The following is a 21643-nucleotide window of genomic DNA, read 5'->3' on the forward strand; positions in this document are numbered from 1 at the left end:
CTCCATCACTCGATGGCCGAGCGGACTGCTCCAACCTCCGGCGTCAGCAGATGCGCCATCATCTGGTCCACCTGCTGCTCCCAGGTCGTGCGCCGCACGCGCTCGGCGGCGCGGGTTCCGAGCCGGGTGCGCAGGTCCGCGTCCAGCACCGCCGTCCGCAGACGCGCCAGCACCGAGCCAGGGGTTGGCGCGGCCAGCAAGCAGTTGCGCCCATCCTCCAGCAGCCAGTGATTGGCGCGGTTGTCGTTCGTCACCACGGTCATCCCGCACGCCATCATCTCCAGTGGCAGGTAGGAGGGGTGCCGGGTGAACATGAAGCACAGGCCCACGTCGCACTCGCGGTAGAGCGCCGCCGTCCGCTCCGCGGGGAGCACGCCCAGATTCGTCACCAGGCCACGAACGCCATACGACTCCGGGTGCCACTCGGCTCCAGCAGTAACAATCTCCACCGCCGGGCCCAGCTCGCGCTTGAGCCGCGTCAGCGCCGCGAGCCCCAGCTCGAAGCCGTTCCGCTCGTTGCCCGGACGCCCGTAGAAGAAGACGCGCACGGGTCCCCGGCGCGCGGGGCGCCGGTCATGGAAGAGCGCTCCGTCCACCGCGGGCTCGAAGGCGAAGCCATCCATGCCGTGCAGCGCCCGCACCGTGTCGCGCAGGCCCGGGGTGTTGAAGATGCCCTGGAAGCCGAGCTGATACGTCTGCTCCGCCAGCGCGGACTGGGTGCCCGCCGCGAAGAACATGGGCTCGTAGTCCTGGACGAAGTACGCGCGCACGCCCGCGCTCGGGTGGCGCAGCACCTGATACACGGACGTCCAGTAGGTGGCGATGGCCAGGTCGCACGGGGGAAGCCGCGCCAGGTCCGCCGCGCCGGAGAGGACGCGGAAGGCCCCCGCCGCCTCCGGGAAGACAGTGGCCGCGCGCGCCTCGAAGTCACCGGGGCTGGCACCGGGCTTGTCGTACACGACGAAGTCGTTGCGCACGCCGTGGCGGCGGTGCATCAGGTCCGCGAAGCGGAACAGCGTGTGGATGCCCGCGTAGACGTGGCCGAAGGCGGGGATGAACCAGGTCGCCGTGCGCACCTTGCCGCGTGAGCGCAGCGCCGCCAGCGCCGTCGGGGCCGTCGCGCGCGACTCCGCTGCCTGCTCCGGCGTGAAGTCCAGCTCACCCAGGTGCTCCACGAGGTGGCGCTGGGCGAGCGCCCGGGCCTCCATCGCCGCGTCCTGGGCGCTGGGCACGTCATGCGTCAGCGTGCGCAGGGCCAGCGTCTCGCCCGTCTCCGCGTGCTGACGCAGCGTGCAGTCGGTGCCGAGCAGCGAGAGGTTGGGGTTGTAGAAGGGGTCGCCCTTCTCTCCCAGCCACGGTCGATAGGAGACGTAGGAGCGCCAGTAGTCGGACTCAGGGACGGAGTCCGCGCGCCGGCTGGCGGACTCGTGGTGGATGAGCCGCGCGTGTGGAGTGCACACCACCCGCAACCCGCGCTGGTTGAGCCGCAGGCCGATGTCCACGTCACTGCCGCACACCTGGAAGCGCTCATCGAAGCCGCCCAGACTGTCGAACACGTCGCGCCGGAAGATGACACACGCGCTGGTGACGGACAGCCAGTTGCGCGTCCACTCCGTGTGGCCGAAGGGCGTGGAGATGGGGCCATCCGGCAGACGCCAGAAGGGATGCCCCGCCATGCCGGTGATTCCCACCACCGCGCCCGCGTGCTGCACCGTCCCCTCGGGGAAGAGCAGCTTGCAACCCACCGCTCCGACTTCCGGGCGCTGGGCCTGCGACACCAGCTCCTCCAGCCAGCCGGGGTCCACCACTTCCATGTCGTTGTTGAGGAAGAGGAGCAGCTCGCCCGTGGCCTGCTTCGCCGCCCAGTTGTTGATGGCCGGGTAGTTGAAGGGGAAGTCCCACGTCAGCTTCACCAACCGGGGGTCCGTCAGCCGCTCCAGCAGCGCGAAGGTCTCCGGCTTCACGCTGTTGTTGGAGACGAGCAACACCTCGAAGTGGGGATACGAGGTGCGCGCCAGCAGCCCTGGCACCAGCAGCTCCAGCAGGTCCGGCCGGTCCTTGAACGGGACGATGATGGAGACCTTCGGCGCGCCTCGCACCGGGTAGCGCACGCGGAACCTGTCGGGCGCGGGGCTCGTCACCTCGGCCGACTCCGACTTGCGCGCCAGGTGCTCGCGCAGGGCCCGCTCGCCCGCGTCCGTCGCCCCGGTGAGTCCCGCCGAGGCGCTGGAGAGCAGCTCCGGATTCGCGCGCCCGTGGTAGAGCACCTTCGCCACATGGCCGATGCCGCGCGCAGCCTCGCTCAGCCGCAGCATCAGGTCGAAGTCCCACGCGCCGTCGAACCCCTCGCGCACGCTTCCCACCGCGTCCAGCAGGCGCTTGCGCGCGACGAGGAAGTAGCGGACGTAGTTCACCGAGCGCAGCAGGTCCGGAGACCAGTCCGGCTTGAAGAAGGGCGCGGTGCGCCGCCCCTGCGCGTCCAGTCGGTCCTCGTCGCTGTAGACGACGTCGAGCGAGGGCTCCGCCGAGGTGGCCAGCACCACCTCCGCCAGCGCATGCGGCGCCAGCGTGTCTCCGCAGTCCAGGAAGCCCACCCACTCGCCCGTCGCCACGGCCAGTCCCGCGTTCGTCGCCCGGGCCGAGCCCCCGCCCTGCTCCAGCGAGACGACCCGGATGCGAGTGTCCTGTGCCGCCACCTCGCGCAGCATCGCCGCGACATGCGGGGCCGTGCTGGCGTCCTCCACCAGCACCCACTCCCAGTCGAGATGCACCTGCGCGCGCACGGAGTCCGCGCACTCGCGGAAGAAGGACTCGGGCGTGTCGGACACGGGCGTGATGAGCGACACCCGAGGCCGGGTGGCCAGCGAAGTCATTGCCTCGCGCGCCACGTCGATGTCCCCGGGCTCCCGGCGTGCACACCAGCCCTCGTAGTCACCCAGCGCTGGCGGTTGAGGCGGAGGCGTGCGAGTCCCCAGCACACCCGCGAGCGCCAGCACCGCCTGCTCGTTGAAGCGCGTCTGCCGGCGAAACAGCTCGGTCCACAGCGGCGCTCCCGCGCGCAGCGTCCGGGACATCGCCTCCGGCCGCAGCGGGTCATTGCGCTCGCACAGGTTCGCCACCCACTTCGCGCCGGTGGCCTCGTCCGGAGCGCGCGGCCCCGCGGCGGAGACCACGGCCTCCACCATGGCGGTGTTCCACTCCGCCTGGCCCCGCAGCAGCCCCTCCAGCATGGGCCCCGCCGCGGAGAGGTACGAGCGCTTGGCTGCCTCCACCACCGAGCCCAGCGCGCCGCCCCGGTGCGAGCGCGCCACCTTCCAGCGCGTCGGGTCCGCCTTGGGCTCGAGCTGCGCGCGCGCCCACGACGAAAGGTCCTCGCCGAGCCCCAGGCTCCGGTGCACCGTCAGGTACTCCAGCACCCGCAGCACGGCCTTGTTGAAGTCCGCCTGGGGACGGAGCGACTCCACGTGGAAGGGCTGCAGCCCCTCGATGAAGGCGCGCTTGGTGGCCGTCACCACCTTGCCCAGCCGGGCGGCCCGGTGCGAGTCCGGCACGGAGAACTCGTGCGGCACCGCCCACCGCGCGGCCTCCTGGAGGGGCGTCAGCGCATGCGCTCCATCCGGACGCGCGCGATGCAGCTGCGCCGTCAGGAGTCGCAGCGCGCCCTCCAGCGCCGTCACTTCCTCACAGGCCTCGGGCAGACAGGGACGACGCGAGTCCAGCAGCGAGCGCACCACCGCCACCATCCGCGCCAGGTCCCCCGCGCCGGGCGCCGCATCGGGCGCCTCCGCGTCACCGGCGAGCTTCTCCAGCACTGTCTTCACCGCCGTACCGCCTCTCTCGTTCACGTGCCGGCCGCACGGCTACCCTGCTCGCGACGCGAGCCCTCCGCGCGGCTCAGGGATGACCCACGCCCGCGAGCACGGGCGCCACGGGCACCGTCACGGGCTCCACCACCCAGTGGTGCACGGGCCGGAAGATCCCGCGCTCCGCCACGGAGGACGTCACCACGAAGGTGCAGGTCTCCCGGGACACGCCACCCTTCGTGCGCGCCGTCACCTCGCACACGTAGGTGCCCGCCAGAAGGCCCAGGCGCTCCAGCACGAAGCGCACCCGCCCCGATGAGGGCAGCTCCCTGGGCAGCGGCACCGACTCCACCCGGGTGCTCGTCTCGTACAGCGGGCGCCCCTCCAGGTTCTGGAGCGCCACCTCGAACACCAGGTCCTCGCACGGCCCCTGCGAGGAGAAGTCCACGCAGGCCTCCACGGAGGACTCGGGCGTCAGCAGGGGGGCCGCCTCTCCCGAGGGGCTCACCAGCTTCAGGCCGGAGAGGCGCACGGGCGCATCCGCGCCGGGCACGTTCACCTGGGGCAGCGCGCCGCCGTCCTCGGTCAGCGCCGGAGGGGTGAAGACCACGGACTGGGCCTCCGCCAGGGCGATGGCCTGCTTGTACTCGGCGACGACTTCGGACGGACGACCCACGCGGCGGATGTAGCCACCGTCGATCCACGCGGCCTCGTCACACCAGCGCTCCACGGTGCCCAGGTCGTGGGTGACCAGGACGATGGTCTTCCCGCGCTTCTTGAACTCCGTCATCTTCGCCATGCTCTTCTTGCTGAAGTGCTCGTCGCCCACGGCGAGAATCTCGTCGACGATGAGGATGTCCGGGTCCACGTGCGTGGCCACCGCGAACGCCAGCCGCATGTACATGCCGCTGGAGTAGGTGCGCACCGGCTCGTCGATGAACTCGCCCAGCTCGCTGAAGGCGATGATTTCGTCCATCCGCTCACGGACCTCCGCGCGCGACATGCCGAGGATGATGCCGTTGATGAGGATGTTCTCCCGCCCGGAGAAGTCCGGGTGGAACCCGGCGCCCAAGTCGAGCAGCGCGGAGATGCGTCCGTTGATCTCCATGTGGCCGGAGGTCGGCGCGTAGATGCCGGTGATGAGCTTGAGCAGCGTGCTCTTGCCGGAGCCGTTACGGCCGATGATGGCGACCGTCTTGCCCCGGGGGATGTTCAGGGTGATGCCGCGCAGGGCGGTGATGAGTCCACCTTCCCGGGGCTGGCGCTTGCCGCGCAACCAGCGCAGCAGCTCGGACTTGAAGGTCGTGTATTCGCCCCGGATGGTCCTCTTCCGGAAGCTCTTCACGACATCGCGCATGACAATGGCGTCGAGGGGTTCCTGCATGGCAACGGCTCAGATGGACTCCGCGAACTCCTCGCGGCGGGATTCAAAGAGGATCGAGGCGCCCCAGAGCAGCGCCAGCGAGAAGGCGGCCAGCCCCGCCAGCGGCCAGAAGTCCGGCAGCCGGTGCTCGTAGAAGATGGCCTGGTAGGAGAGCATCAAGCTGGACATCGGATTCACCACCAGAATCACACGGCGGACGCCCTCATCGACGATGGTGGACGACTGGTAGAGCACCGGCGTGGTGAAGAACCACATCGTCAGGATGTTGCCGATGATGTGCTGCAAGTCGCGGAACGTGACGTTGATGGCGGCCAGGATGTACGTCATCGCCAGCGTGAAGACGAACTGGATGAGGACCACCACGGGGAAGGCGATGACGTGCCAGGTGGGGAGCTGGCCGTAGAACAACCCCAGCCCCAGCATCAGCGGCAACGACAGCAGGTAGTTGCTGAGGTTCGTCAGCACCACCGTCGTGGGCAGCACTTGCGCCGGGAAGCGCACCTTCGTCATCAGGTCGCGCCGGTCGCTGATGGCGCTCGCGCCCGCGGCCAGCGAGGAGGAGAACCAGATCCACGGCAACAGCCCCACGAACATGAAGAACGCGTAGTTGGGCGTGTTCTGCCGCATCACCATGGTGAACAGCAGCGCGTACACCAGCATGTTCAGCGTGGGATTCAGGAACGTCCAAAGGAAGCCGAGGAACGAGCCGCGGTAGCGAGCCTTGAGCTCACGCTGGACGAGACTGAGGAGCAGGCCCCGGTATTGGTACAGTTCTCGGACGAGGCGAATCATGAAGGGGCCCTTCTATAGCAGGGCCCGAGTGCGTGCGAGGCAAGCAGATGCCCCCCGCACCCAACCCCTTCACGGCGCAACGAGGTTGTCCGCCCGTCACCCGGGCAAGCCCGACGCGCTCGCCAGCACTCCCGCCCCCGGGGGCAAGGAAGCGCTTTTCCCCTCAACGCCGCCCTGCGGGCTCGACGAGGACAAGACAGTCATGCGTGTGATTGAACCAAAACAAAAAGGCCCCCTGGTTTCCCAGGGGGCCTTCGTATTGGAGCGGGAAAAGGGATTTGAACCCTCGACCCTCGCCTTGGCAAGGCGATGCTCTACCGCTGAGCTATTCCCGCATCAGTTACCGCGACTTCCCTCTCGTCCGCGCCCCGTGTCGGCGCCGCGTCCGAAGTGAGGTGGGGTATACAGAGGCCCTCCGAACACGTCAAACACTTTTCGCAGCCTGCGTTTCATCCCCTCGCTTCGCGAGCATGGCGAGGAACGCGCGGAAGTAGACGACGGCGCTCCAGACCGAGAACGCACCGGACAAGTAGACGAGCACCTTGCCCACGAGGTTGTAGTCCACCGGCGTGCTGAACGAGCCGAGCGACAGCGGGTGCACGTAGTGAACGCAGAGTGAAATGATGCCCACGAGCTGGAGGGAGGTCTTCCACTTCCCCTCCTGGCCGGCGGCGATGACCATGCCCTCGCTCGCGGCGATGGTGCGCAGGCCGCTGACGATGAGCTCGCGCGCGAGCAGGACGATGACGACCCACGCGGCGATGCGCCCCAGCCGCACCATCATCACCAGCGCGGCCATGGCGATGAGCTTGTCGGCCAGCGGGTCCATGAACTTGCCGACCACGGTGATGAGGTTCCACTTGCGCGCCAGGTAGCCGTCCACCACGTCGGTGATGGAGGCGACGGCGAAGACGAGGCCCGCGAAGAGGGAGCTGAGCGGGTCCGCGTCGTAGAGGAACCAGACGAAGGGAGGGATGAGGAGGATGCGCCCCAACGTGAGCATGTTGGGGAGGTTCCAGAACTCCTGCACCAGCACGCTCGGCTTGCGCTCCGCGCGACGGCGCGCCCGCTCCTCCCGCTTGCGCTGCTTCCGGGTCGCTCGGTCCATGGCCATGGCGCGCTCTTCTAGCGAACCCCGAGGGAGATCAGGGCAAAACCTTCGCCCCCCAGCTCCACCGCGGTGCGCAGCGACTCGCCCGAGGGGGACTTGAGCAGGGGCACCACTCGGGGCGTGAGGTTGCCCTGCCAGCCCACCAGGTGCGTCAGGGGCACCGTCACCGGCGCATCCTGGCGCACCAGCACCGAGCGCAGCGGCCCCGGCAGGTTGAGCAGCACCTGGCCCTGGCCTCGCAAGTGGACCAGGTCCAGGTCCGGGGCGATGTCCGACGGCACCCGGCCGTTCTCGAACATCACCGGCTCCTCGAAGGCGAAGACATTCTCGTCCCGGAAGTAGGCCGAGTCCTCGCCCAGGTCCACCGCGAGGAAGATGCGCCGCTCGGCCGGCTCCAGGTGGAGCACCCCGCGCCCGCGCGCCCGGACCATCCGCGACGGCCCGTCACCAAAGGGCTTGTCCGTCGCCCGTCCCCGGAAGCGCTTCATCTCCGGTTGGAACGTCACCTGCCCCTGGAGCGCCACCACCCCCTCCAGCCGGGTCAACAGCTCCCCGTCCACCGCCACGCTGAAGCGCCCTTCCCCCAGCACGAAGGGACGTCCCCCGCGCTCGTCGTCCAGGGACAGCGAGGGCGCCAGCTCCGACAGCAGCGGCGCGGTAGACGACGGGGGTGCGCCGGACGTCTCCGGGCGCGGAGCGACCGTGGCCCCCTTCGCGGCGGCCTCCGGGCTCCGCGTCGCGGCGACCTTGGTGAGCTGGAGCTTCGTGAGCGGCACCGGGGTCGGCACTGTGGCCGCGTCCCGGAGAGGCTCTTCACGGGGGCTCGGAGCAACGGCGGGAGGCGGCTCCTCGTCGATGTCCACCGTCTCCTCGGGCACGGCGGTGAGCACCGGACCTTCGTCGCCGTCACCGTCGGTGTCGCCCAGCGCGCTGGGGCCCTCGTCCTCGGCGAAGCGGATCTCCTCTTCCCTTGGTGCCGCGGCTGTCGCGGCGGGCGGCGGGGCCACCTCGCGAGCTGGCGCGGGCGGCTCCGGACGCACGGGAGGCGACACGGGCGCGGGCGCGGGCCGGGAGTAGTTCTCCCCGGCGATGGCGCGCGACATCTTGTCCGCCATCTGGTCGCTGCCCGCGAGCAGGAAGTGCTCACGCGCGCGGCCGTACTCGCCCATCTGCGCCAGGGCGAGGCCCAGGTAGTTCTGGGCCTTCTGGTGCTCGGGGGACAAGTCGGTGGCGGTCTCGAACTCGCGCACCGCGCGCTGCAGCGCGTTCGTCTTCAGGTAGACCAGGCCCAGGTTGACCCGCAGCGTCGGGTCCACCGGGTTGTCGCGCACCAGCATCTCGTAGAGTTCGGCCGCCCTGTCGAACAGGCCGAGCTTGAAGTAGCAGAGCCCCAGGAGGTTCTGCGCCTTCTCATTGCGGGGTTGGAGCTGGTGGGCTCGCTCCAGGAACTCCTTCGCCTCGATGACCTTGTTGGCGGCCAGCAGCTCGCCACCGCGGTGGAGCTGCTGGAGGAACTCGTCGTCAGCGGGGCTCGTCTCCGCCCGCCCCTTCACGCGCGTCGTCATTCTGGGATGTGGGCTCGCGGGGGCCGCTCTCGGCGGGCCGCTCGCGCTCCTTGTAGTGGTAGTAGAGCTGGAGCACCTTGCGGACGTACCCCTGCGTCTCCTCGTAGGGGGGCACCTTGCCGCCGTAGCGCTTCACCGCGTCTGGCCCCGCGTTGTAGGCGGCAATCATCTTCACCATGTCGCCCTCGAACATGTTGGCGAGCACGCGAAGGTAGCGCACGCCGCCCTCGATGTTGTCGCGCTCGTCGAAGATGTCCTTCACGTACATGTCCGACGCCGTCGCCGGCATCAACTGCATCAGTCCGCTGGCGCCCTTGTGGCTGAGGGCGTTCTTATTGAAGTTGCTCTCCGCGTGCATGATGGCGCGCACCAGCGCGGTGGGGATGCGGTAGCGCAGCGCCGCCGCGACGATGTGCGGGTCCAGGTCCGGGGGCGTGTTCTTGCGGCCCACCGCCGGAGAGCTCTTCGCGGGCGCCTGGGCGAACGAGCCCTTCATCTTCTTCGCCGCCTTGGAGCCGGAGGGCGGGACGTTCGTGTAGACGATGGTCCCGTCCTTCTCCACGTACCGATAGATGGACTCGGACGCCCCCGCCCACAGCGGGAAGGCCAGCACGGCGAAGAGGCTGAGCGCGGGAATGGCACGCATATCGGCCCCCGAACCTTAGACACACGCAGGAAAGTCCTCAAGAAAACGCCTTGTTTCCGGCACTTACAGTCGTTAAGGCTGTCCGCCATGCCCCATCGGTTCGACTTTCTCGTCCTGGGAGGAGGCGTTGCGGGCCTCTCGTTCGCCCTCCAGGCGGCCAGGCACGGCACGGTGGCCGTGCTGACCAAGCGTGAGCGAGGAGAGAGCAACACCGCCTATGCCCAGGGGGGCATCGCCAGTGTGCTCGCCCCCACCGACAGCTTCGACGCCCACATCGAGGACACCCTCGTGGCCGGCGCGGGCCTGTGCCACCGGGACGCGGTGGAGGTGACGGTGCGGGAGGGGCCCGAGCGCGTGCAGGAGCTGGTGACGCTCGGCGCGGAGTTCAACCGGCAGGCCACCGGCGAGTTCGACCTGACGCGCGAGGGAGGCCACTCCGCGCGCCGCATCATCCACGCGGGCGACATCACCGGGCGCGAGGTGCAGCGCGCCCTGCTGGCCCAGTGCGACGCGACGCCCAACATCACCTTCTTCGCCAACACGGCCGCCATCGACCTCATCCTGGACCGGCGTCAGCCCCGGCCCGGCACCACCCGGTGCGCGGGGGCGTATGCGCTCCTGGAGAACGGGAGCATCGAGCGCTTCCTGGCGAAGGTGACGGTGCTGGCCACCGGCGGCGCGGGCAAGGTGTACCTGTACACGTCCAACCCGGACGTGGCGACGGGCGACGGCGTGGCCATGGCGTACCGGGCGGGCGCGCAGGTGGCGAACATGGAGTTCTACCAGTTCCACCCCACCTGCCTGTACCACCCGGAGGCCAAGAGCTTCCTCATCAGCGAGGCGCTGCGCGGCGAGGGCGGCAAGCTCAAGCTCAAGGGCGGGCAGACGTTCATGGAGCGCTACCACCCGCTGGGCGCGCTCGCCCCGCGCGACGTGGTGGCGCGCGCCATCGACGCGGAGCTGAAGCGCACCGGCGACGAGTGCGTGTACCTGGACATGACGCACATGGGCCGGGCCTTCCTCACCGAGCGCTTCCCCAACATCTACGCCACCTGCAAGGCGTTCAACATCGACATGGCGGTGCAGCCCATCCCCGTCGTCCCCGCGGCCCACTACCAGTGCGGCGGCGTGGTGACGGACCTGCACGGGCGCACGTCGGTGCCGGGCCTGTACGCCATCGGCGAGGTGTCCTGCACGGGGCTGCACGGCGCCAACCGGCTCGCGTCCAACTCGCTCTTGGAGGGCCTGGTGTTCGGCCAGCGCGCCGTCCAGGTGGCCCAGGAGGAGATGGCCTCCCTGACCACTCCGAGCGAGGACCCGCCGGAGTGGGACTCCGGCAGCGCGGTGGAGTCCGACGAGAGCGTCGTCGTCAGCCACAACTGGGACGAGATTCGCCGGCTCATGTGGAACTACGTCGGCATCGTCCGCACGGACAAGCGGCTGATGCGCGCGCGGCGCCGGCTGGAGCTCTTGCGCGAGGAGATTCGCGACTACTACTGGCGCTTCAAGGTGACTCGCGACGTCATCGAGCTGCGCAACATCGCCGACGTGGCCCTGCTCATCGTCGACTGCGCCAGCCGCCGCAAGGAGAGCCGCGGCCTGCACTTCACGCTCGACTACCCGCACCCCGACGACCACCACTGGCTGCGTGACACCACCCTCTCCCGGGAGCTGTGAGCGACATGTCCTCCGGACCGCGACACATCCTCGACGCCCCTGGTTCGGGCCCTGAACAGCGCGGAGGGGGCCACCCGTTCGGCACCCCGCCGCCGCCCCAGGCGCCGCAGCCCCGCCCGTGGGTCTGCTACGCCATCATCGGCATCTGCGTCGTGGTGTTCGGCCTGGAGGAAGCCGGCCAGCTCCCGTCGTTCGCCTCTCGTCAGCTTCCGGTGGGGGCGCTGTATGGCCCGGCGGTGCAGGCCGGCGAGTACTGGCGGCTGCTCGGGGCGGCCTTCGAGCACGGCGGCATCCTCCACCTGGTGTTCAACATGTCGGTGGTGGTGACGCTGGGCTTCACGCTGGAGCGGGGCATCGGCAGCCTGCGCTTCCTGGGGCTGTCGCTCGTCACCGCGCTGGGCGCTTCCACGTTCTCACTGCTCTTCAACTTCGACACGCCGATGGTGGGCGCGTCGGGGATGATTCTGGGGTGGGCGGGCGCCATGCTGCCCATCGCGACGCGTCAGGGCCGCCGGGAGCTGGGCATCTGGCTGGTGCAGGTGGCCGTGCTCAGCCTGTTGCCCTTCGTGAGCTGGTCCGGACACCTGGGCGGCTTCCTCTTCGGCCTGCCCTGCGGCGTGGCCCTGCGGCAGGGCCGGCAGGTGTACGCGCTGGCGCTGCCCATCATCCTGTTCCTCACTGCGCTGGTGGCCGTCTACGCGGCCCACCCCGAGCGGCGCGGAGCCTTCTGACATGGGGGACGTGCGGAGCATCTGCATCTTCTGCGGCTCGCGTCCGGGCGCGCGGCCCGAGTATGCCGAGGCGGCGACGGCATTGGGCACCGAGCTGGGACGGCGCGGCCTGACGCTCGTCTACGGCGGGGCGAGCGTGGGCCTCATGGGCACCGTGGCCGCCGCCACGCTGGCCTCGGGCGGCAAGGTGGTGGGCGTGCTGCCGCACTTCATGGGCGCGCGGGAGATTGCCCACCTGGGCCTCACGGAGCTGGTCCGCGTGGACTCCATGCACGAGCGCAAGGCTCTGATGGCCTCGCGCTCGGACGCGTTCCTCGCCCTGCCCGGCGGCTTCGGCACGCTGGACGAGCTCTTCGAAATCGTCACCTGGGCGCAGCTGGGCCTGCACAAGAAGCCCATGGGACTGCTCGACACGCGCGGCTTCTTCCAGCCGCTCGTCACCCTGGCCCGACACATGGCCGACGAGGGCTTCGTGCCCGTGGAGCAGGCCCTGCCCTTCGCGGTGAGCGAGTCACCCTCGGAGCTGGTGGACCGGCTGCTGGCTGGCCCCACGCTCACGGTGACGGAGAAGTGGCTCAAGCGCCCCGAGCAGACGTGAGCCCCGGGGCCGCGAGCGACTACTGCGCGGAGACCTTCATCTCCGCCTGCCCCAGCGACGAGGCCAGACGGAACGTCACCTTCTCCGTGCCAGGGGGAATGACGGGCTGCCCGCTGGCCATCACCGTGGGGAACTGCACCTCGTAGCCGACCCAGAAGACGCTGGTGTACGGGTAGTAGGCGCGCATCTCCAGGTCCGCGCGGCCCATGCGGCGGATGCGCACCGGCGTCACCTCACCCGCGGGCGTCACCAGCGCCATGCGCCAGATGGTCTTCTTGAAGTCGAAGTCGAGGTACCGGTAGTCGTTGACGTGCACGGCCATGAAGAACTCGTGCACCTGCGCGGCCTCGGCGCGCTCCTCCGCGAGCAGCTCCGCCACCTTGGGAGCTGGCAGCACCTGGAAGGCCGCCTGGCGGAGCACCCGCGCCTCGCGGAACGTCATCGTCTGTATCGTCACCCCGGCGAAGAGGCGGGTGTCGAAGCCGTCGTAGATTTCCTGCTGGCCCGAGTACTTGTCGAGCAGCCTCCGGTAGGCCGCTTCCGCGTTCTCGTCGTGCAGCGTGGGAGCCTGCTCGCCAACGGCGGGAGGCATGGTGGAGCAGCCGGACAACATGCCCAGCAGCGCTCCCGTGGCGAGAAGCTTCTTCACGGAATGAAGTCCTTGCGGGTGAACAGCGTGGTGAGTCGGTGGCCCGCGGCCTCCACCGCCTCGCGTCCCCCCTCCAGTCGGTCCACCAGGGCGAACGCCCCGAGCACCGTCAAACCCTCGGACCTGGCCCGTTCAATCGCCTTGATGGTGGAGCCGCCCGTCGTCACGACGTCCTCGACGATGGCCACCTTCGCGCCAGCGCCCAGCCCGCTCAGGCCTTCAATCCACTGGCCGGTGCCGTGGCCCTTGGGCTCCTTGCGGACGATGAACGCGGCCAGCGGATAGCCGGACAGGTAGCCGGTGAGGCTCACCGCGGACGCGAGTGGATCCGCGCCCAGCGTCAGCCCGCCCGCGCCCACCGCCTCGGGCGCCTCGCGGCGGATGGCCTCCAGGAAGAGCCGTCCGATGAGGAAGTGGCCCTCGGCCAGGAGCGCGGTGCGCTTGCAGTCGATGTAGAAGTCCGACTCCTTGCCGGACGAGAGCACCACGCGGCGGCGTTCGAAGGAGCGCTCGGTGAGCAACTCCAGCAACCGGGCCCTGTCGCGGGCGAACAAGTCCGACATCACTTCAACCCCTCCAGGTACGCCACCAGCTCGGAGGAGTACCGAAGCTGCATCAGCAACTCCGCCCGACGCGACTCATCCAGCGAGGTGAACACGTCCGCCAGCAGCGAGAGTTCCTGGTTGATGGTCCCCAGCCGCTGCGACACGTCCGCCGCCAGCTCGTCGGCGTCGATCTCCTCTTCCACGCCCTCGGGCGCCAGCTCGTCATCGGTGGCGAGTGCCTTGGCGAGCATGTCGGCCACCGCCGCGCTCAGCCGGCCCTGGGCCTCCAGCTGGTCGCGCTTGGCCTCCAGCACCTCCGGTTCCACCGGCGTGGCGTGGATGGCCTCCGCCAGCGACATGAGGAGCGCGTCCTCGTCCGACAGGTCCGTGTGCACGCGCGCCTGCACCGCGTCCCGCTTGAGGAAGCGCAGCGCCGCCACGCGCCGGAAACCGCACACCAACTGGTAACTGTCCTGGCCACGGGGCCGCACGTCCACCGGGAACAACTGCCCCAGCCGCGCGATGTCCGTGGCCAACCCGGACACGTCACCCTCGGGACGCAGCCGGTAGGCCGACTCGTCCTCGAGCCGCTCCAGCGGCATCAACACCGTCACCACCCGGCCCGCGAGACGCTCCTCCGGCGCGGCCAGCATCTCCGGCTCCGACTCATCTTCTTCCTCGTCCTCTTCCTCGGACGCACCGGACTCCGACGCGCCAGAAGCAGTCGGCGCCTCGGAGTCAGACCGAGCCTCGGCGGAGGAGGCGCTCGCCTCGGCGGCAACGGCCCATGACTCCCCGGAGGACGTGTTCGCCTCGGAGGTGGACTCCTGCCCGGAGCCCTCCTCGCGACGCGACTCCTCGGGGACACCCGGCTCCGAAGCGGACTTCACCTGCGACTCATCCGACGCACCCACCGACGACTCCATGGCCCGCTCGGGCTCACCCGTAGCGGGTGCTCCTTCGGCGGCGACACCCTGAGACTCCACCGAGCCTCCTTCCGGGGACGCGGCGCCCGCATCCGTCGCGGAAACTGGGGGTGACTCCCCCTCTCCACCTTCGGCGCGAGTCGGCTCCCGCGGCGCGGGCTCGCCCGGCGCGGAGTCCTGGGACCCACCGTCACCCCGCGCCGAAACAGCCTCGGGCGTGGACGACGAGCCACCTTCCGGAGAACCCGGCATCCCTTCTTCTCCGTCAACCCTGTGCTCGGCGTCCATGGTGGCACCCCTGGTCTGCCCACTCCCGCGCCACCGACACCGGCGGCGCGGGAAGTGCGCTCTAGCGGGTCTTCTTCTTCACCACGACCTTCTTCTTGGCGCCAGCACCCAACGCGAAGGGCGTTGGCGGCTCGGCAGAAGCAGGCTGCTCCACGGGCGGGGCTACCGGACGCGTCTCGGCCCGAGGGGGCGGAGGCGGCGGCAGCGGCTTGCTCGCGGGACGGGCGGGCTGGGTCATCATCGGCGGCGGCGCGGGTCGCGTCGTCGCCACGGGGGCCGTGGGACGCGCGGGAGGCACGCTCGGACGCGCGGGGGGCGCGCTCGGGCGGGCAGGCGCCGCGGAGGGACGCGTCACCGGGGCGGCCGGACGGGCCACCACGGGGCGCTGCGACGGCAGACGGCCGGGCTCCACGTCACCCATGTCGACACGGCCGCGGAAGCTGGCGCCGTCCACGATGATGACGCGGGGGGCGTGGATGTCGCCCACCATGCGGCCCTCGCGGGTCAACTCCACGCTCTCCGTGGCGTTGATGTTGCCCACCACCACGCCGCTGACGATGGCGTTGCGCACCGCCACGTTCGCCTTCACCACGCCCGACGGCTCGACGATGAGGGTACGGCTGAGCGTCAGCTCGCCCTCCACGCGGCCCCGGACGGTGAGGTCCTCATCGCCCGTCAACCGACCGCTGATGAGGATGGAAGGCCCCACCACGGTGTTGTTGACGTCGTTGCTACCGCTCAACTCCTTCGGGGTGGCCACGAATCAGCGCTCCTTCATGTCCATGTCGACGTTGCCCTTGAAGGAGGCACCGTCGGCGATGAGGATGCGGGGCGCCTTGATGTCGCCCACCACGCGGCAGTCCGTCTTCAGCTCGACCTTGTCGCTGGCGACGATGTTGCCCGTCACCCGGCCGGCGATCTCCACGTTCTGCGTCTCGATGTCCGCCTCGACGACGCCACTTCCCTCGACGTAGAGGCTCTCCTTGAGGGAGATCTTCCCCTTCACGGTGCCCTGGATGACCAGGTCCTCGTCTCCGGAAATCTCCCCGTCGATGACGATGCTCGAACCAATGACCGTATTCGCCATGAGTGTTGTCCGCCCTCTAGAAAGGTGTGTGCCGCGCCGTCAGCGCCGCGGCGTGAGCTTCAGATGTCGTCTGGCAGCCGGACGTCCATCTCGATGGAGCCGTTGAACACGGCGCCATCCTCGATGACGATGCGAGGCGCCTTGATGTCGCCGGCCACCTTGGCCGAAGCGTTGATGGCCACGCGAGTCGAGGCGTCGATGTTGCCGCTCGCCTCGCCGTTGATGGTCAACTCCTCGGCGCGGATGTCCGCCTGCACCTTGCCGGTGCTCTCGATGGTGAGGTGGTTCTTCAGGGCAATCTGCCCCTCCACCCGCCCCTCGATGACAAGGTCCCCTCCACCCGTGAGGTTTCCCTTGATGACGATGCCCTTACCGATGATGCCCGTTTCACCCGTTGCCATGCGGTGACCTCACCCAGAGCCCGCTCCTTCCGAGGAGCCGAGCGCCCTGATTATGTCAGAGATGCGCGGAGATCCAGCCGGAGATATCCCGGAACACCTCGGCGCGCCCCACCTCGTTGAGCGGCTCGTGCCTCATGCCGGGGTACTCCTTGAACTTCTTGTCCGCCGAGCCCGCCGTCTCGAAGAACACCCGCGCCGCCGACGGCGCCGCCACCCCGTCCTCGGCTCCGCAGAGCACGAACAGCGGGACTTGAATCTTCGGCGCCAGCAACATCGCCTCGGCCTGCGCCTTCGTGGACTCGATGAACCAGCGAGGCGTGGCGATGGACAGGTACAGCGGGTCCTCCCGGGTGGCGCGCTGCACCTCCGGGTCCTTGCTGAGGTCTTCGATTTTCAGTCCCGAGGACAGGCCCAGCCAAGGCACCAGTGAACCCACCGCGCGAGCCGCCATCACCTTCACGGCGGGCGGAGTCAGCGCCAGCTTGAAGTAGGGGCCTGACATCACCAGCCCGGACAGGCCCTCCACCTTGCGGCCACCGGCCCAGTGCGCCGCCATCAGTCCACCGTGGCTGTGGCCGAGCGCGAACGTCTTCTTGCCACCGGCCGAGGCGCGCACCCGCTCCCAGAAGACCTCCAGGTCGTCCACGAAGTACTGCCACTTCTCGCTGTACGCGCGCCGGCCCTCGGCGCGGCCGTGGCCCCGGTAGTCGAAGCCATGCACCGCGAAGCCGTCCGCCAGGAGCGCGTCCGTCACGTACTGGTAGCGGCCGAAGTGGTCTCCGTAGCCGTGCACCACCGCGACATGCGCTCGCGGCTCCGCGTCCGGAAGGTGCGTCTTCCAGAACAGCCGCGTTCCATCCCGGCCAGTGAAATAGCCCTCGTCGTGGCGAGCCATAGGCCCAGCAACTTAGCGGCCCGCCGCACCCATGGATAGCGCCTTGAGCTTGCGCTCCAGCGCCTCCCGCTGCCCGGGGGGCTCGGCGGACTCGGGGTCCAACGACAACACCTCCAGCGCCCGGCGCCACGCACCGGCGGCATCCGCGCTCCGAGCCGCGCGCTGATAGGCGTCTCCCAGGTGCTCGAGGATGACCGGCTCGTCCGGCGACAGCGACGACGCGCGCTCCAGCGCCTCCACCGCGCGCGGATAGTCCCCCCGCCGGAAGTAGACCCAGCCCAGGGAATCCAGGAAGGCACCGTTGTCAGGCCGCAGCTCCAGCGCGCGGAGCACCAGCCGCTCCGCCTCGTCCAGGTCCCTGCCCGTCTGCGCCAGCAGGTAGCCCAGGAAGTTGAGGGCGGCGGCATGGTCCGGATCCACCTCCAGCACGGCCCGCATGCGTGCCTGCGCGCCGGCCAGGTCCCCTTGGCGCTCGAAGGCGGCGCCCTGCACATACAAGAGAGCCTGGTCCTTCGGCGCGCGCGACACGGCCTCGCGAAGCAGCGTCAATGCCTCCGCGCCCCGGTTCTGCCGCTGGAGCGTGCCGGCGAGCGCGTCGTACAGCGCGGCGGAGGAGCCCTGCGTCAGCCCTTCCTTCAGCACGGACTCGGCTCGCGCGGACGCCCCACTCCGCTCCAGCGCGCGGGCATATTGGGCACGCACCTCCAGATCCGACGGGGCCTCCTGGAGCGCGGCGCGCAAGAGCGTGAGCGCTCGTGGGTGCTGCCCCGCGAGCGACAGGCACCGGGCGCGGCGCACGCGGGCATCGGCGAAGATGTCCGAGCCTTCGGGAACTCCCGCGAAGGCCTCCGCCGCGTCGGCGAAGCGCCGCATGCGCTCGTGCACCAGGCCCGCGTAGTAGGCCAGCCGAGGCTCATCTCCGCTGGCCGCGCGGGCGGACTCCAACACCTCCACGGCGGCGGTGGACTCGCGCTCGGCCAGATAGCTGAAGGCCACCCGCACCGCCGTCTCGGGCTCACCTGAGAGCGACAGGAGTCGGTCGAAGTACGCCCGGGCCCGCACCACGGAGCCCGCCTTCAGCGCCGAGCGCCCCGCGGCCAGCAGCACCTCCTGACTGTCCGGCTCGTGCTCCAGGGCCCGGGCCAGCGTCTCCTCCGAGCGCGCGGGCCGCCCCGTCTCCTCGTACAGCTTCGCCAGCGTGCCCAGCACCTCCACGTCGCCCGGGTCTCTCGAGGCGGCCTCCGTCAGCAGGCGCTCGGCCCGGTGCGTGTCGCCGCGCTCGGCCAGGGCCAGCCCCAGGCGTCGATAGCCGGAGGCCTCGCCCGGCAGCGCACGCGCGAGGGACTCCACCACCTTCACCGCCTCGCCCGAGGCGCCGGACTCGAGATAGAGCTGCGCGAGGACGAGGTAGGCCTCGGGCTCGCGGGGCTTGAGCGCGATGGCCCGGCGCAGGTGCAGGCGCGCGCGGGTGAAGCGGCCCGACTCCAACAGCACGCGCCCCAACAGGACGTGGGCCGGGTAGTACGCGGAGGAGCGCTCCACGGCGCGACGCAGCTCCCGCTCCGCTTTGTCGAGGTCCCCCAGCCGGGCGTACTCCTCCGCCAGCCGGGTGAGCAGCAGCGGGTGGCCGTCATCGGTGGCCAGGGCCAGCCGCAGCGCGTCCACGGCGCCGCGATGGTCCCCCGCATGGTGCAGCAGCCGCGAGCGCAGATATTGGGAGTAGCTCGCGGACGAGGAGAAGGCCCCCTCGTCCAAGGCCGCCGCGTCCATCGCCTCTCGCATGGCCTCGCGGTCCACGCGCGGACGCTTGGACGGAGGGGCCGCCGCGAGGGCTCCGGGCCCCCACAGGGCGGCAAGCAGCACGACGGCGAGGAGGCGAGAGGGGCTCACGCGAGACGAAGTCTAGCGCGGCCCCGGCCCGCGTGCAGGTGCCTCAGGCCGCCTGAGGGGGTGGCGCGCCCAGCTTCTCCAGCAGCTTCTCCACCGGGTCGCTGTCCTGGCTCACGTCCGCCACCGCCGAGCGGTACTCGGTGTCCGTCGCCTTCTCCACATCCGGCATCAACCGACCGATGACGTTGCGCGCGGCCTCCGCGTTGCACTCGGGCAGGACGACGACGAAGACGCCTCCGCCCAGGTGGGAGATGGCATCCGGGTGACGCACCCGCTTGCGAATGACGTCCGCGATGTTGCTGGGCACCGGCTCCACGGGGCGATCCGGCCGCAGCACCGCCAGGCTCAGGGCCCGGTGGTAGCGCCGGCTGCGCGCCAGTTCCTGCTCCAGCCGCAGCAGCAGGCCGCGCCGGTCATGCAGGCCCGTGGTCGGATCGCTTCCCGTGCGACGCTGGAGCGATGAGCCGTCATGCTGATCCCGCTCACCCTGGCGCAGCTTGAGCGCGCGGTCCGTGCGGTTGAGCAACTCCACCGCGTTGAACGGCTTGCTCATGTAGTCCACGGCGCCCAGGTTGAGCGCGCGGACCTTCTCCGCGACGCCCTGGTGCGCGGACAACAGGATGACGGGGATGTGCGCCGTGTCGGACGACGACTTCAGCGCCATGGCCGCGTCCAGGCCGTCCAGCTTGGGCAGGAAGACGTCCATCACCACCAGGTCCGGCCGCTGGGCTCGCGCCCGGGCCAGGCCCTCCGCGCCATCGCGCGCCACCTCCACGCGGTACTTCGAGCGCAGCACCTCCGACAGCACGGCGGCGATCTCCGGCTCGTCCTCCACCACGAGGACGCGCGGCTGCTCGTGCACGCTGGTCGCCGCGACGGGCGGACGAGGATTGCGCGGCGCTTCCTGCGCGAGCGGCAGCGTGAAGACGAAGAGGCAGCCGTGCTCCGGCGGGCTCTCCGCCCAGATCTCCCCGCCGTGCAGCTCCACGAACTCCTTGCAGATGGCGAGCCCCAGCCCCGTGCCCTTGCCACCGTGGCGGTAGCGGTCGAACACCAGGTGCAGCTCGTCCTGCGGAATGCCGACGCCGTCGTCCTGCACGCAGACCTTGGCCGCGTCACCGTCCGGACGACCCAGGCGACGGGTGGAGACGACGACTTCGCCCGCCTCCCGCGCGTGGTGGATGGCGTTGGTGATGAGGTTCTGCAGCACCTCGTGCAGCTTCACCTCGTCACCGATGAGCATCAGGCTGTCGGGGCAGTCCGCGCGCAGCGACACCCCGCGCTCGGCGGCCAGGATCTCCAGCTCGTTGACGGCGTCGCGGCACAGCTGCGCCACGTCCAGCACACGAGGCTCGATGGACAACCGCGCCGCCTCGCCCTTGCCCTTCTCCAGCAGCGACTCGACGAGGCCGAGGATCTTCTTGCCCTGGCGAATCATCGCCTCGGCGGACTGCTTCTGCTGGGACTCCAGCGGTCCCTCCAGCAGGAGCCGGCCGTGGCCCAGCAGCACCTGGAGCGGGGCTCGCAGGTCGTGGCTCACCACCGCGATGATCTCATCCTTGAGGCGGTTGAGCTCCTTGAGCCGGCGGTTGGCCTCGAGCAGCTCGTGGTACCGCTCCACGTAGGCCATCTCCAGGTCTTCGCGCTTCTTCTTCACCGCGGTGTGGAGCCGCGCGTTGCGGATGGAGTTGGCCAGCACTCCGGCCACGGCCTGGGTGAACTCCTGCTCGTCGCGCCCGAAGGACGCGTCCATGCGCGAGACGCGTAAGAACAGCGCGCCCAACAGGTCGTCCTGACAGATGAGCGGCTGCACCAGGATGGACTTCACGCCCAGCGGGACGAGCGACGTGCGCACCTCCGCCATGAGCGGATCCCGCTGCGCCTCCTCGATGAGCACTGGCTCCCGCGTCTCCAGCGCGCGGCGCAGCTCCGGATAGCGAGCCACCTCGATGTCCAACTGCACGAGGCTCGGGTCCTCCTGCGTCGCCACCACCCTGCCCGTGCGGGCATGGCTGCCCTCCACCAGCACCACCGAGCACCGGTCCGTCCCGGTGACGCGGCCCACCTTGTCCACCGCGATGCGGAGGATCTCCTCCAGCTCCAGCGAGCTGGTGGCCGCCTGGGTGATCTCCAGCAGCATCCCCATGCGCAGGCGGACGCGCTCTTCCCTGTCCTTCAACCGGCCCGCCCGCAGCGCGGCCTCCAGGCGGGGCACCACCTCGTCCGCGCCGCGAATCCAGTCGTCCACCGCCAGGCGCTTGAAGGCCTCCGCGGACCGGCTGCGGCCCAGGTCCACCAGCACCGGCAACCGCTGGAGGCGCTCCACCCGACGCAGGGACTCCAGCAGCTCCGCCGCGCGCTTCGCCGTCACCGACAGCAGCACGACCTCGGGCTGCAGCGAGTCCGCCACCTCCGCGAGCCCGCTCTCCTTCTCCGTCGACGCGCACTGGTAGCCGCTCGCGGTCAGCCGCTCCATCAAGGCGTCGCCGGATTCCTTCCCGGCCACCACCAGAACGCGTCCCCGCTGATCCGCCTGCATCTCGACTCTCACAGTGAACCTCGCGCCGACGAGCCCCGAACCGGGACTCGATGGGGAGGCTGCAAAAACCCGTTGAGTGCGTAAGGGTTCATGGTTCGGATCCCGATCATGCCGCT

The 21643-nt window shown here is 70.0% G+C and carries 18 protein-coding genes and 1 tRNA gene; 3 read left to right on the forward strand and 16 right to left on the reverse strand.

Annotated elements, in window-relative coordinates; genetic code table 11:
* Window positions 1-5 precede the first annotated feature (5 nt).
* The 7 genes from ACN469_RS08730 to ACN469_RS08760 form a co-directional block, all read right to left on the reverse strand.
* Complete coding sequence (locus ACN469_RS08730; protein ID WP_498766071.1) at window positions 6-3821, reverse strand: rhamnosyltransferase WsaF family glycosyltransferase; 3816 nt, start codon at window positions 3819-3821, stop codon at window positions 6-8.
* Between the two features lie 73 nt (window positions 3822-3894).
* On the reverse strand, window positions 3895-5187 hold the full coding sequence (locus tag ACN469_RS08735) for an ABC transporter ATP-binding protein (protein ID WP_498766073.1): 1293 nt from the start codon (window positions 5185-5187) through the stop codon (window positions 3895-3897).
* A gap of 9 nt (window positions 5188-5196) precedes the next feature.
* Window positions 5197-5979, reverse strand: coding sequence for an ABC transporter permease (locus tag ACN469_RS08740; RefSeq protein WP_498766075.1), 783 nt, complete (start codon window positions 5977-5979; stop codon window positions 5197-5199).
* Between the two features lie 260 nt (window positions 5980-6239).
* Window positions 6240-6314: transfer RNA gene (locus ACN469_RS08745), tRNA-Gly, on the reverse strand.
* An 89-nt stretch (window positions 6315-6403) separates the two neighbouring features.
* A complete protein-coding gene (pgsA, locus tag ACN469_RS08750; protein WP_498766077.1) occupies window positions 6404-7093 on the reverse strand; it encodes a CDP-diacylglycerol--glycerol-3-phosphate 3-phosphatidyltransferase in 690 nt (229 codons plus the stop codon).
* 11 nt (window positions 7094-7104) lie between these two features.
* Window positions 7105-8655: a tetratricopeptide repeat protein gene (locus ACN469_RS08755; RefSeq protein ID WP_498766079.1), complete on the reverse strand. Its 1551-nt coding sequence runs from the start codon at window positions 8653-8655 to the stop codon at window positions 7105-7107.
* Window positions 8612-9301, reverse strand: a complete 690-nt coding sequence (locus ACN469_RS08760) for a lytic transglycosylase domain-containing protein (RefSeq protein WP_498766081.1) — start codon at window positions 9299-9301, stop codon at window positions 8612-8614. Before ACN469_RS08760 ends, ACN469_RS08755 begins: the two co-directional genes overlap by 44 nt.
* Before the next feature lie 87 nt (window positions 9302-9388).
* Here ACN469_RS08760 and nadB point away from each other — a divergent pair, with 87 nt between their 5' ends.
* The 3 genes from nadB to ACN469_RS08775 are packed head-to-tail and all read left to right on the forward strand — an operon-like array spanning window position 9389 to window position 12307.
* Window positions 9389-10978, forward strand: coding sequence for an L-aspartate oxidase (gene nadB, locus ACN469_RS08765; protein WP_498766082.1), 1590 nt, complete (start codon window positions 9389-9391; stop codon window positions 10976-10978).
* Between the two features lie 5 nt (window positions 10979-10983).
* Window positions 10984-11709, forward strand: a complete 726-nt coding sequence (locus ACN469_RS08770) for a rhomboid family intramembrane serine protease (RefSeq protein WP_498766083.1) — start codon at window positions 10984-10986, stop codon at window positions 11707-11709.
* Window position 11710: 1 nt separating this feature from the next.
* Window positions 11711-12307, forward strand: a complete 597-nt coding sequence (locus tag ACN469_RS08775; RefSeq protein ID WP_498766084.1) for an LOG family protein — start codon at window positions 11711-11713, stop codon at window positions 12305-12307.
* Between the two features lie 19 nt (window positions 12308-12326).
* Here ACN469_RS08775 and ACN469_RS08780 read toward each other — a convergent pair whose 3' ends face one another.
* The 9 genes from ACN469_RS08780 to ACN469_RS08820 all read right to left on the reverse strand — a co-directional run bounded on the left by ACN469_RS08780 (window position 12327) and on the right by ACN469_RS08820 (window position 21527).
* On the reverse strand, window positions 12327-12956 hold the full coding sequence (locus tag ACN469_RS08780) for a hypothetical protein (protein ID WP_498766085.1): 630 nt from the start codon (window positions 12954-12956) through the stop codon (window positions 12327-12329).
* Complete coding sequence (gene pyrE / locus ACN469_RS08785; RefSeq protein WP_498766086.1) at window positions 12953-13519, reverse strand: orotate phosphoribosyltransferase; 567 nt, start codon at window positions 13517-13519, stop codon at window positions 12953-12955. Before pyrE ends, ACN469_RS08780 begins: the two co-directional genes overlap by 4 nt.
* The gene (locus ACN469_RS08790) at window positions 13519-14487 is read right to left on the reverse strand and encodes a ParB/RepB/Spo0J family partition protein (protein WP_498766087.1); all 969 of its coding nucleotides are present in this window, start codon (window positions 14485-14487) and stop codon (window positions 13519-13521) included. The genes pyrE and ACN469_RS08790 overlap by 1 nt, the downstream gene beginning before the upstream one ends.
* A gap of 289 nt (window positions 14488-14776) precedes the next feature.
* Window positions 14777-15475, reverse strand: a complete 699-nt coding sequence (gene bacP / locus ACN469_RS08795; protein ID WP_498766088.1) for a bactofilin BacP — start codon at window positions 15473-15475, stop codon at window positions 14777-14779.
* Window positions 15476-15478: 3 nt separating this feature from the next.
* The gene (locus ACN469_RS08800; RefSeq protein ID WP_002636698.1) at window positions 15479-15802 is read right to left on the reverse strand and encodes a bactofilin family protein; all 324 of its coding nucleotides are present in this window, start codon (window positions 15800-15802) and stop codon (window positions 15479-15481) included.
* A 59-nt stretch (window positions 15803-15861) separates the two neighbouring features.
* A complete protein-coding gene (bacN, locus tag ACN469_RS08805) occupies window positions 15862-16203 on the reverse strand; it encodes a bactofilin BacN (RefSeq protein WP_141648417.1) in 342 nt (113 codons plus the stop codon).
* Window positions 16204-16258: 55 nt separating this feature from the next.
* Window positions 16259-17098 (reverse strand): alpha/beta hydrolase, encoded by an 840-nt coding sequence (locus tag ACN469_RS08810; protein WP_498766089.1) that lies wholly within the window; start codon window positions 17096-17098, stop codon window positions 16259-16261.
* 12 nt (window positions 17099-17110) lie between these two features.
* The gene (locus ACN469_RS08815) at window positions 17111-18988 is read right to left on the reverse strand and encodes a tetratricopeptide repeat protein (RefSeq protein WP_498766090.1); all 1878 of its coding nucleotides are present in this window, start codon (window positions 18986-18988) and stop codon (window positions 17111-17113) included.
* 43 nt (window positions 18989-19031) lie between these two features.
* The gene (locus ACN469_RS08820) at window positions 19032-21527 is read right to left on the reverse strand and encodes an ATP-binding protein (protein ID WP_498766091.1); all 2496 of its coding nucleotides are present in this window, start codon (window positions 21525-21527) and stop codon (window positions 19032-19034) included.
* Window positions 21528-21643: the final 116 nt, after the last annotated feature.

The sequence above is a fragment of the Corallococcus terminator genome (genome assembly GCF_049194865.1).
In the GTDB taxonomy this organism is placed as follows: Bacteria; Myxococcota; Myxococcia; order Myxococcales; family Myxococcaceae; genus Myxococcus; species Myxococcus terminator_A.

What these genes read in the sequence shown, in the direction of transcription:
- ACN469_RS08740 (WP_498766075.1), bottom strand. Translation starts at nt 5,979, where the DNA reads ATGATTCGCCTCGTCCGAGAACTGTACCAATACCGGGGCCTGCTCCTC.
- pyrE (WP_498766086.1), bottom strand. Translation starts at nt 13,519, where the DNA reads ATGTCGGACTTGTTCGCCCGCGACAGGGCCCGGTTGCTGGAGTTGCTC.
- ACN469_RS08760 (WP_498766081.1), bottom strand. Translation starts at nt 9,301, where the DNA reads ATGCGTGCCATTCCCGCGCTCAGCCTCTTCGCCGTGCTGGCCTTCCCG.
- ACN469_RS08820 (WP_498766091.1), bottom strand. Translation starts at nt 21,527, where the DNA reads ATGCAGGCGGATCAGCGGGGACGCGTTCTGGTGGTGGCCGGGAAGGAA.
- bacN (WP_141648417.1), bottom strand. Translation starts at nt 16,203, where the DNA reads ATGGCAACGGGTGAAACGGGCATCATCGGTAAGGGCATCGTCATCAAG.
- pgsA (WP_498766077.1), bottom strand. Translation starts at nt 7,093, where the DNA reads ATGGCCATGGACCGAGCGACCCGGAAGCAGCGCAAGCGGGAGGAGCGG.
- ACN469_RS08810 (WP_498766089.1), bottom strand. Translation starts at nt 17,098, where the DNA reads ATGGCTCGCCACGACGAGGGCTATTTCACTGGCCGGGATGGAACGCGG.
- ACN469_RS08755 (WP_498766079.1), bottom strand. Translation starts at nt 8,655, where the DNA reads ATGACGACGCGCGTGAAGGGGCGGGCGGAGACGAGCCCCGCTGACGAC.
- ACN469_RS08775 (WP_498766084.1), top strand. Translation starts at nt 11,711, where the DNA reads ATGGGGGACGTGCGGAGCATCTGCATCTTCTGCGGCTCGCGTCCGGGC.
- ACN469_RS08770 (WP_498766083.1), top strand. Translation starts at nt 10,984, where the DNA reads ATGTCCTCCGGACCGCGACACATCCTCGACGCCCCTGGTTCGGGCCCT.
- nadB (WP_498766082.1), top strand. Translation starts at nt 9,389, where the DNA reads ATGCCCCATCGGTTCGACTTTCTCGTCCTGGGAGGAGGCGTTGCGGGC.
- ACN469_RS08735 (WP_498766073.1), bottom strand. Translation starts at nt 5,187, where the DNA reads ATGCAGGAACCCCTCGACGCCATTGTCATGCGCGATGTCGTGAAGAGC.
- ACN469_RS08800 (WP_002636698.1), bottom strand. Translation starts at nt 15,802, where the DNA reads ATGGCGAATACGGTCATTGGTTCGAGCATCGTCATCGACGGGGAGATT.